We start from the raw sequence: 14,070 nt of genomic DNA, 5'->3' as shown, positions 1-14,070 counted from the left end.
GCTAATTGGCCGAGGTGGCAGTGATGCTGATGCAAATAGTGATATATATAAAATTTCACGATTATTATGGGAAAAATTAAACGTTAAATGGGTCGAAACAGCTTTCATGGGTGTAACGGACCCGCACGTTGATGAAGGTATTGAACGATGCATCCGGTTAGGGGCAAAAAAAGTAGTGATGCTGCCATATTTCCTCTTCACAGGGGTGTTGATGGTAAGAATGGAGGATATGCTTAAAGGCTATCAAGAGCAATATCATGATCGAGAATTCATTTTGGCGAAGTATTTTGGGTATCATCCAACATTACAGAACATTCTCCAAGAACGAGTAATTGAAGCTAGTGAAGGCAGGTCAAGTGGGGCACGTGATTTGGAAAACTATCGTAAACATGTCGAGGAACATGGACATGCCCACCATCATCACCATCATGACCACGATCATGACCACGACCACCATCACGACCATGATCACGACCACGATCACGATCATGATGGGCAAGTGGTGGGGACGTCAAAATGATTTTGTTCTTGGCGGGTACAAGTGATGCAAGGGAATTAGCGATTGAGATGCAGCAGGTGGGATTCAAGGTTTTGGCAACTGTTGTAACCGGGTCGGCGGCTAAGAGTTTGCAAGATGCAGGGATATCTACCCGGATTGGCCGATTAACTGCAGAGGATATGACATCTTTAATCTCTGAAAAAGGTTTTCATGCTGTAGTTGATGCAAGTCACCCATTTGCGGAAGAGGCATCCAAAAACGCCCTTAACGGAGCAAAGGCAGCAAATGTTCCTTATATTCGTTATGAGCGTGAAAGTCAACGGTTTCAGAATGATAAATTGATAGTTGTCCGTGATTATGAGGAAGCTGCCAAACTTGCCGCTTCAAAACGGGGAGTCATCATGCTCACGACCGGAAGTAAAACCCTAGCCGTGTTCGCAAAAGAATTGGTTGGGCTCGAGAATACCAGAGTCATAGCAAGAATGCTGCCCCGCATGGACAATATGGAAAAATGTGCGCAGCTGGGCATTGAACAAAAAAATATCGTTGCGATTCAAGGTCCATTTTCCAAAGAATTAAATAAAGCTCTATATGAACAGTATGGCGTCACATTGATGATAACCAAAGAAAGTGGCAAGGTCGGAGCGGTTGACGAGAAATTGGAAGCCGCGTTGGAATGTGGAATAGAGACGATTATGATATCGCGACCGGATGTGGACTATCAAAATGTTCATTCCAGTTTTGAACATGTCATTGCCGAGTTGAAAAAACAGCTAAATGAAAAATAGGAGGAATGCAAGATGGATTTTAAAACTGATTTTAAACCACTAACGGTAGACCCGGACAAAATATATGATTATAGCTTTTCAATCATTGCTGAAGAAATGGGCAATCATGATTTTTCTGAAGATGAATGGAAGATCGTCCGCCGGGTCATTCATGCTTCAGCGGATTTTGAATTAGGAAGAAGTGTCATCATCCATCCAAATGCCATTCAAGCTGGTGTGGAAGCCATTCGCAAAGGTAGACATGTCATTGCGGATGTGCAAATGATCGAGAGCGGTACAGGCAAAAAAAGATTTCAAAAACACGGCGGGGACGTTCATTGCTATATTTCAGATCCGGATGTGATGGTCGAAGCAAAACGTTTGAATACGACAAGGGCGATCATTTCGATGCAAAAAGCCGTAAATGAAAATGAAGGGGGCATTTATGCCATTGGCAATGCACCTACCGCTTTACTTGAGCTCATTCGCCTTATTAAAGAAGGGATTGCAAAACCGGACTTAATCATTGGAATGCCTGTTGGGTTTGTTTCTGCAGCGGAATCTAAAGAGGAACTGGCTAAGATCACAGAAGTGCCATTCATTACGAATATTGGCCGAAAAGGTGGAAGTACTGTCACTGTTGCAGCATTGAACGCGATTTCCCTTTTAGCTGATAGTTAAAAAACATGGAAAAGAAAGTGAAAAAAGACCCCTCACAAATGCGTCATGGGTATACGACGGGAGCATGTTCGACAGCCGTGACCAAAGCGGCATTGACCGCTTTGATCACGGGTGATGCACTTGAGGAAGCAACGATTTCCTTGCCCATCGGCCGAGATGCCACTTTCACTATTGAGAAATATGATATATCGGAAAATGCGGTTAGTGCGGAAACGATTAAAGATGCCGGAGATGATCCCGATGCCACCCATCTGGCACATATTATCTCTACTGTCAGCTGGTCGGATGCACCTGGGATTATCTTGGATGGAGGGATTGGTGTGGGCCGTGTGACCAAACCTGGGCTTCCCGTCCCTGTAGGGGAAGCGGCCATTAATCCTGTACCGCGCAAAATGATTTTAACCACTGTGCAACAAACATTGGAAGAATTTAAGATCAATAGAGGAGTGAAAGTCGTCATCTCCGTGCCAGCAGGTGAAGAAATAGCGAAAAAAACATTAAATGGCCGTTTGGGGATTGTGGGAGGCATTTCCATTTTGGGAACAAGGGGCACCGTCGTCCCTTTTTCCAGTTCCGCCTATATGGCAAGTATCGTCCAGGCTATCAGTGTCGCCAAAGCGAGTGGGTGTGAGCATCTTGTCTTAACCACTGGCGGGCGCAGTGAAAAGTATGCAATGGGCCTTCTCCGGGATTTACCTGAGGAAGCCTTTATTGAAATGGGTGACTTTGTAGGCTTCTCACTTAAGCAATGTAAGAGGCAGGGAATAAAAAAGGTCTCACTGGTCGGCATGATGGGTAAATTCTCCAAAGTGGCCCAAGGTGTGATGATGGTGCATTCAAAAAGTGCCCCGGTCGACTTTGGTTTTCTATCGGAAATAGCCCAAAGCGTCGGAGCAGAAGATGAACTTGTTCTTGAAATCAAGAATGCAAACACAGCCTCACAAGTCGGAGATATGATGTCAGCGATCAATAATTTTGATTTTTTTAATAAACTATGTGAATCTTGCTGTCACTCTGCCATAAAGCAAGTGAAGGGCGGGATTGAAATGGAAACGGCGATTTATTCGTTGAAAGGACAATTACTGGGAAGGGCTGTTGGAATTGAGACAATCGATTAAATTAATCGGGATAGGGGATAACGGTCAGGAAAGCTTACTGCCCCAATATGCCCAATGGATAGAAGAAAGTGAAGTGCTGGTCGGAGGTGAACGGGTCCTATCCTTCTTTCCGAACTATACTGGCAAGAAGATTGTCATAAAGGGCGGTTTGAAAGAGGTGGTAGAACAACTGCAGGATGAAATTCGTCCAACAGTTGTCTTAGCTTCTGGTGACCCATTGTTTTATGGAATGGGAGGCTATCTTTCCAGCAAAATCAACATGGAGGTTTACCCATATTTCAGTTCCATTCAGCTTGCTTTTGCAAAAATGGGGGAAAGCTGGCAAGATGCCTTCCTAGTTAGTATTCATGGCCGCAGCATGAAAGGGCTGGCCCAAAGGATTGATGGGAAAGCGAAAGTTGCCTTGCTTACGGACATCGAAAATAGTCCCAATCAACTGGCTAAATATCTCCTTTCATTCGGAATGACTGAATACCGGGCATTTGTGGCTGAAAATCTTCAAGGAGAAACCGAAAACTCTGGCTGGTATGAACTTGATGAAATGGTGGAGCGGGAATTCTCCCCGTTGAATGTCGTCATTTTGAAAAGAACATCAGAAGGTCCAAGCTGGTCCTTGGGGATAGAAGATGAAGAATTTTCGCAGCGTAAACCGGATAAGGGACTCATAACCAAAAAGGAAATTCGGGTATTAAGCCTGCATGCGTTGAAGCTCAGGAAAAACAGCATAGTTTGGGATGTTGGGACGTGTACGGGATCAATGGCAATTGAAGCGGCTAAGCTTGCTTCAGAAGGCCAAATCTTCGCAATTGAAAAAAATGAGCCGGATTTAGAAAACTGTTATCAAAACCAACGTAAATTCCGTACCGATATAACGGCTATTCATGGAAAAGCTCCGCAGGGATTAGAAACTTTTCCGGATCCTGATGCGATCTTCATTGGCGGGACTGGCGGAGAAATGGCAGATCTAATCAATACATGCTGCAAACGGCTTAAAGAAGGCGGCAGGATCGTTCTAAATGCTGCGACGATTGAGAATCTTTACCGGGCTAATGAGGCATTTGCGGAAGCTGGATTTCACACTTCCATCATGCATGCGCAAATCTCCAGAAGTAAGCCAATATTGGGAATGAACAGGTTTGTACCGCTTAATCCGGTTTATATCATTACGGCACAACGAAAGGAAGACATGAATGAGTAATCTTGGTACATTATATGGCCTGGGCGTAGGCCCCGGAGATCCAGAGCTTATTACAGTAAAGGCATTTCGCGTGATTCAGGAATCTCCGGTCATTGCGTATCCCAAAAAAAGAAAAGGGAGTAAAAGCTACGCCCATCGCATCGTTGAAGTTTACATTCGACCTGAAGAGAAGGAGATGCTGGGCCTTGTTTTTCCGATGACGAAAGATCAAGCGATTTTGGATCGGGAATGGAACGGAACGGTTGAAAAAGTTTGGCAAAAATTATATGAAGGAAAAGATGTTGCTTTCGTTACGGAAGGCGATCCACTTTTATATAGTACGTTCATACATATGATGAAATTGATGCAGGAATTGCATCCCGAAGTCGAAATCAAGACAGTCCCGGGCATTTCTTCCTTTAATGGATCAGCGTCAAGGCTGGGCATCGCTTTGGCTGATGGTGATGATCATGTTGCGATAGTTCCTGCAAGGGATGATTATGAAGCGATGAAGAAGGCGATCGAAGATCATGATGCCGTGGTGTTCATCAAAGTGGCAAAGGTCATCGATTTAATGATTACCGTTTTAAAAGATTTGGACTTGCTTGAAAAGGCCTCGGTCGTAACCAAAGTCACTTCCGATGAAGAAGTGATTTGGAAAGTGAGTGAATTGGAAGGACTTGAACTGGAATACTTAACATTGATGGTGGTGAGAAAATGAAGATATATATTGTAGGTGCTGGCCCAGGTGACCCGGATTTGATTACTGTAAAAGGATTGAACATTCTTCAAACGGCTGATGTGATTTTATATACGGATTCATTAGTGAATGAAGAATTGATTGCTAAGGCAAAACCCGATGCCGAGGTGCTAAAAACAGCTGGAATGCATTTGGAAGAAATTGTTGGCATCATGGTTGATCGTGTTAAAGAAGGAAAGATGGTTGCAAGAATCCATACAGGGGATCCTGCCATGTACGGCGCAATCATGGAACAAATTGTCTTATTGAAGAAAGAGGGTATTGGCTATGAGGTGATACCTGGCGTAAGTTCGGTATTCGCCTCAGCAGCGGCAATAGGAGCAGAGCTGACCATCCCAGATTTAACTCAGACACTCATATTAACGAGGGCTGAAGGACGTACGCCCGTTCCGGAATTTGAGAAGCTACGTGATTTGGCAAGTCATCACTGTACGATTGCCCTTTTCTTGAGTGCGACCTTGACCAAAAAAATCGTTAAAGAACTCCAGGAAGCCGGTTGGAAGGATGATACTCCGGTAGCTGTCATTCAACGGGCAACATGGCCGGACCAAAAAATTGTCCGAACCACGTTAGTGAACTTAGATGATGATATGCGTCAAAACGGTATCCGCAAGCATGCAATGATTTTGGCTGGATGGGCGTTAGACCCTACTATCCATGATAAAGATGAATACCGTTCCAAACTATATGATGCGAGTTTTACCCACGGTTTCAGAAAAGGTGTTAAGCCATGATCATTGAATTGAAAGAAGCGGAACTTGCTCCCATTAAACGGTCTCATAATTATGCGATCGTGGCGATTACAAAGCATGGTGTCGAGCTGGCACGAAAATTACATACCGTTTTTTCGAATTCCGATCTATATTACATGAGCAAGTTTGAAAAAGGGGACGAAGAGCATAAACAGATCCAGCTTTTTTCGGGCAGTGTCCGTATGCTATTACCAGCTTTATTCAAGGAATATAAAGGGATCATATTAATTATTTCACTCGGGGCAGTAGTCAGGATGATTGCGCCAATTTTGAAGGATAAGAAAACGGATCCAGGTGTCGTTGTCATTGATGATAAAGGGGAAAATGTCATCAGTGTACTGTCAGGGCATCTTGGGGGAGCAAATGAACTGACTAAGGAAGTGGCTGCAGCACTTGACGCAAAAGCTATAATCACCACGGCCTCGGATGTACAAAAAACGATTCCTGTCGACTTATTCGGCCAGCGCTTCGGTTGGATTTGGGATTCCGCAGAAAAATTGACGCCAGTAAGTGCGTCCGTTGTAAATGAAGAGCATGTTGCCGTTGTACAGGAGTCAGGCGAACGGAACTGGTGGCCTTATGAAACGGCATTACCTGAACGGATAATCGTATACCGATCCATTGAAGAAGCGCTTCAAGCAAAGCCGCAAGCAGCTCTGGTCGTGACTCACCGCATGCTTAGCCAGTCGGAAAAGAGGATCCTGGAAAATGGGATCGTATATCGTCCGAAAGTCATTGCTCTCGGTATCGGGTGCAATAGGGGAACAGTTGCTGCAGAAATTGAGCAGGTGATTGCAGAAACACTAGCCGAATTATCGTTTTCTTTAAAAAGCGTTAAAGCGCTCTGTACAATTTCCATAAAGAAAGACGAAATCGGCTTGATTGAAGTAGTTGAAAAATATGGCTGGGAATTCGTGCATTATGAACCGGAAGAACTTAATCAAGCCAAAATCGAAGCGCCATCCGATACTGTATTTAAATACACAGGTGCATATGGTGTGAGTGAACCTGCTGTTAGGATCTATACTAAAGCTGATAAATTGGAGCTAGTAAAGAAAAAATCGGGGAACGTAACCATATCAGTTGGGATCATTCCTTTTTAAGGAGGGAGAAACAAATATGAACGATAGAAGATTGGTAATTGCGGGTACCGGAAGCGGTGTCGGTAAAACGACATTGACCATCGGAATCATGGCAGCCCTCCAGAAGAAAGGCTATACTGTTCAGGGGTTCAAATGTGGTCCTGACTATATTGATCCCACTTATCATACCGCAGTTACAGGACGGATTTCACGCAATCTTGACAGTTGGATGTTCGAACATGACACTGTTCTGGAAATCCTTAACAAAGCAGGTGCCGGAGCTGATATATCAATCATCGAAGGAGTCATGGGCTTCTTCGATGGCAAAAGTCCTTTATCCAATACAGGATCGACGGCTGAAATCAGCATCATCACGCAAAGCCCTGTCCTATTGGTAGTCAACTGTGCCAGCATGGCACGGAGTGCAGCTGCCATTGTAAAAGGTTTTCAGGATTTTTCGACCGGTCCGAACATCATTGGGGTCATTGCCAATCAAGTGGGAAGTGCAGGCCATTACAATATTGTCAAAGCAGCCATTGAGCAAGAATGCGATGTACCGGTGCTGGGTTATATGAAGCGGGAAATGGATATTGATATTCCTAGCCGCCATTTGGGTTTAATTCCTGCTATTGAACGCGGGGAACTAAACCCGTTTTTCGATAAGCTGGCACAATTAGTCATGGAAACGATCGATATCGATCAGTTGTACCGGTTGTCCAAGACGAGCGCCGTTTCCAGTGGAAACTCAAATATATTTCAACACCAAAATGAAAAGGACGTGTGCATTGCCGTCGCAAAAGATGCAGCCTTCAATTTTTATTATCAGGAAAACCTTGAGTTGCTTGAAGCATATGGTGCGAACATCAAGTATTTTTCTCCATTAAAAGGGGAAGAAGTTCCATCGGATGCTGATGGCTTATACCTTGGAGGCGGTTTTCCTGAGGAATTTGCCGATGAACTTTCCCGTAACGTGGGTGCTATCAGATCCATAAGAACCTCCATTGAAATGGGGATGCCGACTCTAGCGGAATGTGGCGGTTTCATGTTTTTGAGCAAATCGATTGAAACAACTTCAGGAGAAACGCATCAGATGGCAGGAATGATACCAGGCAGGATTAAAATGCAGAAAAAGCTTGCGGCACTTGGATATCGTGAAATTACAGGAACTTCAAGCAATTTTTTGATCAATGAAATTGAACAGGCAAAAGGTCATGAATTCCACTACTCGACATTTGAAGCGGATGATGATCTTACACATGCTTATGAAGCCAAAGGCAGATTTGGTTCGAAACAAGAGGGGTGTGTTTTAGGTAACCTTGTTGCTGGGTATACTCATTTTCATTTTGCTTCCAATCCAACACTTGCAAAGAACTGGATCGATGCTTGCTTAAAACAAAAAAACAGATCAACCTATGAAACTATCAACAAGGAAAAGGTATTTTTTGAAGATTAAGAGGAGGCGCTAGCATGAAACCGGGAAAAGTTCATCTGGTCGGTGCGGGTCCCGGAGATCCGAAACTGATTACGGTATATGGACTGGAATGTATCCAAAAGGCGGATGTCATTGCATATGACAGGCTTGTCAATCCAGAATTATTAACCTATGCAAAAGAAGATGCGGAACTGGTGTATTGCGGGAAAGCACCAGGGAAACATCATCTCATCCAAAATGAAATACATGAACTTTTAGTGGAAAAAGCCTTACAGGGGAAAAACGTCACCCGTCTTAAGGGGGGAGATCCATTTGTCTTTGGGCGGGGCGGTGAGGAAGCAGAGATACTGGCTGCTAACGGGATTGAATATGATATCGTCCCTGGAATCACAGCGGGAATCGCAGCACCGGCTTATGCGGGCATCCCGGTAACACACCGTGAACATGCTTCAAGTTATGCCATTGTCACTGGCCATGGCCGTGATTACAAGGGGCAGGATAACCTGAATTGGCAGGCATTGGCTCAAGGCATCGATACCATCGCCTTTTATATGGGAATAGGTAATATGCCGTTTATCTGTGAGAAATTGATGGAGCATGGCAGGGACGGTAAAACGCCAGTGGCCGTCATTGAATGGGGCACGACAGATAAACAAAGGACGATCACCGGTACATTGAGTTCGATTTCTTTGAAGGCTGTAAAAGAAGAAATTCAAAATCCGTCCATATTTCTAGTTGGGGATGTCGTCCAATTAAGAGAAAAAATCCAATGGTTTGAAAGAGTGATTGAATCAGAGTCCATTATGGAAGGGGATGAGTCGGAATGTCCATCATTCAAGAATTGAAGGAACGCCGGGCAATAAGGAATTACGAAGAAAAAGAAGTGGAAGACCAAAAAATCAGGCAGCTATTGGAAGCGGCTACCTATGCCCCTAACGACCGATTGCGTGAACCTTGGAGTTTTTATGTTATCAAGGGAGAAGCGAAGCACCGGTATGAAAGATTGGCAGAAAGATATTTACATGAACGCTTCCCGACCAAACCAAAATTAATTGAAAGTTCACTGGAAGTTGTAAAGACGACACCGCTTATCATTGTCGTGACTTCTGATATATTGCCTGACGATCCAGATTCATCCGAAGACAATGTATTCGCGTCTTGTTGTGCCGTCCATTCGATGTGGCTTGCCGCAAAAGAACTTGGTCTTGGATTCGTTTGGCGCACTAGAGGAGTGGGTCTTGTCAGGGATGAACGCCTGCACGAATTTATCGGTTCACCGGAAAACAAAAAAGTGATCGGCACCATTTTTGTCGGATACCCTAAAGGAGATCAACCGGTTCCTGCCACTAAAAGGACTTCATACATAGAAAAAACAGTTTGGCTATGAAGGTAGGTGAGTGAGTGGCACGCAGAGGATTAATGCTTATTTATACAGGAAACGGGAAAGGGAAAACGACTGCCTCATTAGGGGTGACTTTAAGGGCAATCGGCAGAGGAATGAATGTCAAATACCTTCAGTTCATAAAATCTCCTGAGCGTACATATGGGGAAGCATTGGCTTTGAGAAAATTAGGAGTTGAAATGGAACAGCTAGGTATTGGTTTTACATGGACCAAAACTCCAGAAGAGCATCGCAGCGCCTTATCGTTAGCATGGGAAAAGGCGAAACGGGCGCTTAGTGATCCCGGCATTGATTTACTTGTTCTGGATGAATTGAACAATGCGTTAGCGATCTCCAAATTCCCTATTGAAGATGTCTTGCCATTGGCTGAAGTCATCGATGCCATTCGAAATCGTCCCCCTCATATGCATATAGTCATTACCGGTAGGGATGCCAAGCCAGAGCTTATGGAAATGGCTGATTTGGTTTCATCGATTGAGGCGACCAAGCATTATTATGACGAGGGTATCGGCGCTGTCAAAGGATTAGAGTTTTAGGGGGTGAGCGTAATGAAGGCACGATCCATTATGATACAAGGGACGTCATCTGATGTTGGGAAAAGTTTGATTTGTACGGCATTTTGCCGGGTCTTTTCCAATAAAGGATTACGTGTTGTACCATTCAAATCACAAAATATGGCTTTGAATTCTTATGTAACCTTGGATGGCGGTGAAATCGGACGGGCTCAGGGAGTACAGGCGGAAGCAGCACGGATCACGGCAACGACCGATATGAATCCGATATTACTGAAACCGAAGCAGGATATGGTTTCGGAAGTCATCGTGCACGGAAAGCATTTTCTTGATATGAATGCAAAAAGCTATCGCTCTCAATTTGTCCAGGAAGCCATGCCCATCATTCGTAAATCGGTGGAGAAACTTCAAGATGAATATGACATCATCGTACTCGAAGGGGCAGGAAGTCCGGCTGAAATTAACCTTAAGGACAGGGATATTGCGAATATGCGAATGGCTAAACTCACGGATGCGGCTGTCATTTTAGTGGCTGATATTGATCGTGGTGGAGTATTTGCGTCCATTATCGGGACACTTGCCTTATTGGATCAAGATGAACGAGATAGTGTAAAAGGGATCATCATCAATAAATTTCGTGGCATGCGTGAATTGTTGGACGATGGCATTGAATGGGTGGAAAAGGAAACCGGGATTCCGGTTCTCGGGGTGCTTCCCTATCTAGACGTGAATATTGAAGCGGAAGATTCACTAGCACTCTCTTCCTTACGTTTTAAAAAACCTAAAAAGGCTGAGTTTCCGATCGATGTAGCCGTCTTGAGATTTCCGCGGATCTCCAATTTTACAGATGTGGATCCTTTTTTCGATGAACCCGGAGTAGGTGTCCGCCTAGTAAGCAGTGTCCATGAGTTAGGTAATCCCGATCTTCTTATTTTGCCGGGTACAAAAAACACGATGGAAGATTTAGAGTGGTTGAATCGTATGGGGTTGGATGGGGCCATTAATGAACTGCGGAAACAAGGAACGCTGATATTCGGTATATGCGGCGGTTTTCAAATGCTAGGGACCAGACTTTTCGATCCAGACGCGGTCGAAGGTGACGGTGAGAACGCAGAAGGGCTCTCGCTTCTTCCGGTGGAAACCGTATTTCAAGCAGAAAAGAAGACGGTACAAATGGAAGGTGTCCTTTCTGCTGGGATAATGGAAGGTCAAATGAATCTTAACGGTTTCGAAATACATTTAGGCAGAACGACATTGAAGTCACAAGTAAGGCCCTTTCTTTTATTGAAGGATGGAAGAGAGGATGGAGCCATTTCCAATGACAACAAAGTAATGGGAACATATCTTCATGGGATATTCCATAATCGCTTGTTCACTAGATTACTAGTTAACCAAATTCGACGGAACAAGGGGTTGGATGAAGTGAAGGAAAACGTTCAAAGCGACTCGGAGCGTAGGGAGGAAGCGTATAATCTCTTGGCTTCCCATTTAGAAGAAAACATTGATATGGATACCATCTATCAATGGCTGCAGCTGGAAACTGCAGAAAGTTGAACAAGAGTCAGACAGTGCTTAGGTTAATGTTAATCAAAAGCCCTTTTATCTTCAAAAAAGATCAATTTAGAGCTGCAATTCCTTTTATTTAGCCATATTAAGTGACAGAGGCATACAAGATATGTTATGTTGTCTTCTCTACATACTTTATACAAAATAAAAGGATGAGGTGTTCATATGAATAAAACAGAATTAGTGAGCAGTGTTGCAGCACAAGCTGAACTGACAAAAGACGACGCAAAAAAAGTAGTGGACGCATTGTTTGAAACAATCACGGCTACACTTGCTAAAGAAGAAAAAATCCAATTAGTTGGTTTTGGTACATTTGAAGTGCGTGACCGTGCTGCTCGTACAGGAAGAAACCCGCAAACTGGCGAAGAAATACAAATTGCAGCTAGTAAAGTACCCGCTTTTAAAGCAGGTAAGGAATTAAAAGAAGCTGTAAAATAAAAATGAACGAAGAAAAACCTGGCGATGAAATATTCGCCAGGTTTTTTTGTTTACTGCCTGATTTTCATTTTGAGCAGGGGGATTCGTAAAACGGCAGATTATTTTCAATTAACCAGGATTATGCTATTCAAGAGTTACTAATCATTAACTTAAATGGTAAATATTTATAAATGATTTGCTATTTTTGTGAGGCGGGATATAGTTATGAAAAGGCCATTAGGAGTTTCTTAAATTGGTTTTTTATATATTCGGCGCCATTTTCAATGGAAGGCGTTAAGGGTTTTCTCATTTGACCAACAATGAAATAAGCTCACTCCATGAAAAAAGTAAGCAGTAATGGAATGTAACACAAATGAAAAAAAATTATAGTACTTATTAATAAGGTTTATACTGTGACTATGTTAGGCTAAATGTATGACAAGCTTTAAAAAACAAAAATAAAAGAGGTGAAGATATGCTGAAGAAAATAATGAAAAAAATCAAACAACTTTCCCAAGGCAGCAGTGAGCGAAGACATGGTCATTATCGCAGAGGCAGCAGTAGCAGCAGCCGCGGGTATAAAAGATATCCCATGAGTGGAAGTGACCGCTACAAGAGAAAGGGGCGTGGCAGTAGCAGCTAATTCCGTTTCATTGACTTCAATGCAGCCTGCAGGTCCATTGAAATTTCTTTGATATCTGAATAGGGTTCTTGGATGCTTAATAACCTTTTCAGTATATGCTCAGTTTCTTTTTCTAACGAAAGCTCTTCTGTCCAAGGAAGAGCCTTTTTATTTTTGGAAGCGTACGTCGTATAAAGTACATATAAGAGCATTTCACCCAAGTCGTAAAAATCCTGCCTTTTCATCTGCAAAATGGAGTCTTTTGCGAGATCGTCCGAAACGATCATTTTAGACAAACCAAAGTCTATCAAAATGGGCTGATGGTTCTTAAGTAAAATATTTGGAATGCGTAAATCTTGATGGAAAATGTCATGGTCATGTAGATAAGATACTAATCCGACCAGCTCATCAAGAAGAAATAGAGACTCTTTCTCATTGAACGTTATATGATTCAAGAAAATATGGTCTTCTAAATTATCTCCTTCAATGAAATCCATCACAAAAAAAACATTTCCGTCTTGTAAAAATTTCTCGTGAAATTTGGGGATGTTTTTGTGGTTTAACATTTGTAATATGGAGATTTCATTTTCAAACTGTTTCAACTCTTTTTTGCTGCGGCGTTTACTTTTCCGGAGCTGCTTGATCACTATATTTTCATTCATTTTCAAATCATGGCAAAGATAAATAATACCGTAGCTTCCTGTTCCGATTACAGCTTTTACCTCGTAACGGTAATTCAAAACCACTCCTTCTTTAAAAGGAATATCCACGAAAAATTGGTAGATCTTTCTAAATGAACGCAAAATTGAAACTTCCCTCACCACTTTCAAATATTCGAGTCAAGAAACCAAAAGATCATTATTAATTAAGATGGAAATATGAATGATCATGGATAGTTTAACACTGATTTTTGATAATGCGGTAATGAAAGTCTTTTCTTCGGGGTAGCGGATAATGTATCCTCAGCCAAAATCCTGCTTAGCAATCAAGCTTATTCTCCATATCACACGGACTGGGCTCAAGCAGAAGTTAAGTTTTATCAAAATGGTGAATTGCAAAAGAGGGCCTTGGTGAAGCTGTACTCGATCATCCCATTCATTCGATAGTGGAACTTGTAAAAATGATTAGCCGTGAAGGACTTTCCATTCAGGCTGGAATGATTGTTTTAGTAGGCGGAATTACTGATGCCGTTTCCATACAGGCAAACGATGAAATAATAGCAGATTACGGTGAACTCGGGAAACTGACATTACATGTTATATCGTGAAATATTGCAAAGAGGA

The 14,070-nt window shown here is 42.9% G+C and carries 16 protein-coding genes; 15 read left to right on the top strand and 1 reads right to left on the bottom strand.

Translation table 11 applies throughout. From position 1 onward, the window contains the following. The 14 genes from QFZ73_RS26580 to QFZ73_RS26515 all read left to right on the top strand — a co-directional run. The coding region (locus tag QFZ73_RS26580) for a CbiX/SirB N-terminal domain-containing protein (RefSeq protein WP_307272491.1) at window positions 1-520 on the top strand (520 nt) is incomplete at its 5' end. Continuing rightward, window positions 517-1,287, top strand: coding sequence for a precorrin-6A reductase (cobK, locus tag QFZ73_RS26575; RefSeq protein ID WP_307272488.1), 771 nt, complete (start codon window positions 517-519; stop codon window positions 1,285-1,287). The genes QFZ73_RS26580 and cobK, both read left to right, overlap by 4 nt. Window positions 1,288-1,299: 12 nt before the next feature. Beyond that, window positions 1,300-1,947, top strand: a complete 648-nt coding sequence (locus QFZ73_RS26570; RefSeq protein ID WP_063233512.1) for a precorrin-8X methylmutase — start codon at window positions 1,300-1,302, stop codon at window positions 1,945-1,947. Between the two features lie 5 nt (window positions 1,948-1,952). Beyond that, a complete protein-coding gene (locus tag QFZ73_RS26565; protein ID WP_307272486.1) occupies window positions 1,953-3,065 on the top strand; it encodes a cobalt-precorrin-5B (C(1))-methyltransferase in 1,113 nt (370 codons plus the stop codon). Next, on the top strand, window positions 3,049-4,263 hold the full coding sequence (gene cbiE, locus QFZ73_RS26560) for a precorrin-6y C5,15-methyltransferase (decarboxylating) subunit CbiE (RefSeq protein ID WP_307273105.1): 1,215 nt from the start codon (window positions 3,049-3,051) through the stop codon (window positions 4,261-4,263). The genes QFZ73_RS26565 and cbiE overlap by 17 nt, the downstream gene beginning before the upstream one ends. Next, window positions 4,256-4,963 (top strand): precorrin-2 C(20)-methyltransferase, encoded by a 708-nt coding sequence (gene cobI / locus QFZ73_RS26555; protein WP_251431828.1) that lies wholly within the window; start codon window positions 4,256-4,258, stop codon window positions 4,961-4,963. Before cbiE ends, cobI begins: the two co-directional genes overlap by 8 nt. After that, entirely contained in the window at window positions 4,960-5,736 is a 777-nt protein-coding gene (cobM, locus tag QFZ73_RS26550; RefSeq protein ID WP_307272483.1) for a precorrin-4 C(11)-methyltransferase, read from the top strand. Before cobI ends, cobM begins: the two co-directional genes overlap by 4 nt. Continuing rightward, window positions 5,733-6,857, top strand: coding sequence for a cobalt-precorrin 5A hydrolase (locus tag QFZ73_RS26545; RefSeq protein ID WP_307272481.1), 1,125 nt, complete (start codon window positions 5,733-5,735; stop codon window positions 6,855-6,857). Before cobM ends, QFZ73_RS26545 begins: the two co-directional genes overlap by 4 nt. Window positions 6,858-6,873: 16 nt before the next feature. Then, window positions 6,874-8,289: a cobyrinic acid a,c-diamide synthase CobB gene (locus tag QFZ73_RS26540; protein ID WP_307272480.1), complete on the top strand. Its 1,416-nt coding sequence runs from the start codon at window positions 6,874-6,876 to the stop codon at window positions 8,287-8,289. Between the two features lie 14 nt (window positions 8,290-8,303). Next, the gene (gene cobA, locus QFZ73_RS26535) at window positions 8,304-9,113 is read left to right on the top strand and encodes a uroporphyrinogen-III C-methyltransferase (RefSeq protein ID WP_307272478.1); all 810 of its coding nucleotides are present in this window, start codon (window positions 8,304-8,306) and stop codon (window positions 9,111-9,113) included. After that, a complete protein-coding gene (locus QFZ73_RS26530; protein ID WP_101221881.1) occupies window positions 9,092-9,655 on the top strand; it encodes a nitroreductase family protein in 564 nt (187 codons plus the stop codon). Before cobA ends, QFZ73_RS26530 begins: the two co-directional genes overlap by 22 nt. Before the next feature lie 14 nt (window positions 9,656-9,669). Next, complete coding sequence (locus QFZ73_RS26525; RefSeq protein ID WP_307272474.1) at window positions 9,670-10,206, top strand: cob(I)yrinic acid a,c-diamide adenosyltransferase; 537 nt, start codon at window positions 9,670-9,672, stop codon at window positions 10,204-10,206. Between the two features lie 12 nt (window positions 10,207-10,218). Beyond that, window positions 10,219-11,736 carry a cobyric acid synthase gene (locus QFZ73_RS26520; RefSeq protein ID WP_307272472.1) on the top strand — a complete coding sequence of 506 codons (1,518 nt, stop codon included), beginning with the start codon at window positions 10,219-10,221 and terminating at the stop codon, window positions 11,734-11,736. Window positions 11,737-11,913: 177 nt separating this feature from the next. Further along, complete coding sequence (locus QFZ73_RS26515; RefSeq protein ID WP_063233522.1) at window positions 11,914-12,186, top strand: HU family DNA-binding protein; 273 nt, start codon at window positions 11,914-11,916, stop codon at window positions 12,184-12,186. Between the two features lie 618 nt (window positions 12,187-12,804). Here the strand turns inward: QFZ73_RS26515 and QFZ73_RS26510 are convergent. Then, window positions 12,805-13,590, bottom strand: a complete 786-nt coding sequence (locus QFZ73_RS26510; protein WP_251431805.1) for a serine/threonine protein kinase — start codon at window positions 13,588-13,590, stop codon at window positions 12,805-12,807. Window positions 13,591-13,907: 317 nt separating this feature from the next. On the opposite strand from QFZ73_RS26510, the gene QFZ73_RS26505 reads away from it, so the two are divergent. Then, complete coding sequence (locus tag QFZ73_RS26505) at window positions 13,908-14,054, top strand: hypothetical protein (protein WP_307272469.1); 147 nt, start codon at window positions 13,908-13,910, stop codon at window positions 14,052-14,054. The last annotated feature ends 16 nt before the right edge of the window (window positions 14,055-14,070 follow it).

This window comes from Peribacillus sp. V2I11, from assembly GCF_030817135.1.
GTDB lineage: Bacteria > Bacillota > Bacilli > Bacillales > DSM-1321 > Peribacillus > Peribacillus simplex.
This window is presented reverse-complemented; position numbering and strand designations above follow the sequence as displayed.

Coding starts and splice junctions, on each gene's coding strand:
- cobK (WP_307272488.1), top strand. CDS start 517: ATGATTTTGTTCTTGGCGGGTACAAGTGATGCAAGGGAATTAGCGATT.
- QFZ73_RS26570 (WP_063233512.1), top strand. CDS start 1,300: ATGGATTTTAAAACTGATTTTAAACCACTAACGGTAGACCCGGACAAA.
- QFZ73_RS26565 (WP_307272486.1), top strand. CDS start 1,953: ATGGAAAAGAAAGTGAAAAAAGACCCCTCACAAATGCGTCATGGGTAT.
- cobI (WP_251431828.1), top strand. CDS start 4,256: ATGAGTAATCTTGGTACATTATATGGCCTGGGCGTAGGCCCCGGAGAT.
- cobM (WP_307272483.1), top strand. CDS start 4,960: ATGAAGATATATATTGTAGGTGCTGGCCCAGGTGACCCGGATTTGATT.
- QFZ73_RS26545 (WP_307272481.1), top strand. CDS start 5,733: ATGATCATTGAATTGAAAGAAGCGGAACTTGCTCCCATTAAACGGTCT.
- QFZ73_RS26540 (WP_307272480.1), top strand. CDS start 6,874: ATGAACGATAGAAGATTGGTAATTGCGGGTACCGGAAGCGGTGTCGGT.
- cobA (WP_307272478.1), top strand. CDS start 8,304: ATGAAACCGGGAAAAGTTCATCTGGTCGGTGCGGGTCCCGGAGATCCG.
- QFZ73_RS26530 (WP_101221881.1), top strand. CDS start 9,092: ATGTCCATCATTCAAGAATTGAAGGAACGCCGGGCAATAAGGAATTAC.
- QFZ73_RS26520 (WP_307272472.1), top strand. CDS start 10,219: ATGAAGGCACGATCCATTATGATACAAGGGACGTCATCTGATGTTGGG.
- QFZ73_RS26515 (WP_063233522.1), top strand. CDS start 11,914: ATGAATAAAACAGAATTAGTGAGCAGTGTTGCAGCACAAGCTGAACTG.
- QFZ73_RS26505 (WP_307272469.1), top strand. CDS start 13,908: ATGATTAGCCGTGAAGGACTTTCCATTCAGGCTGGAATGATTGTTTTA.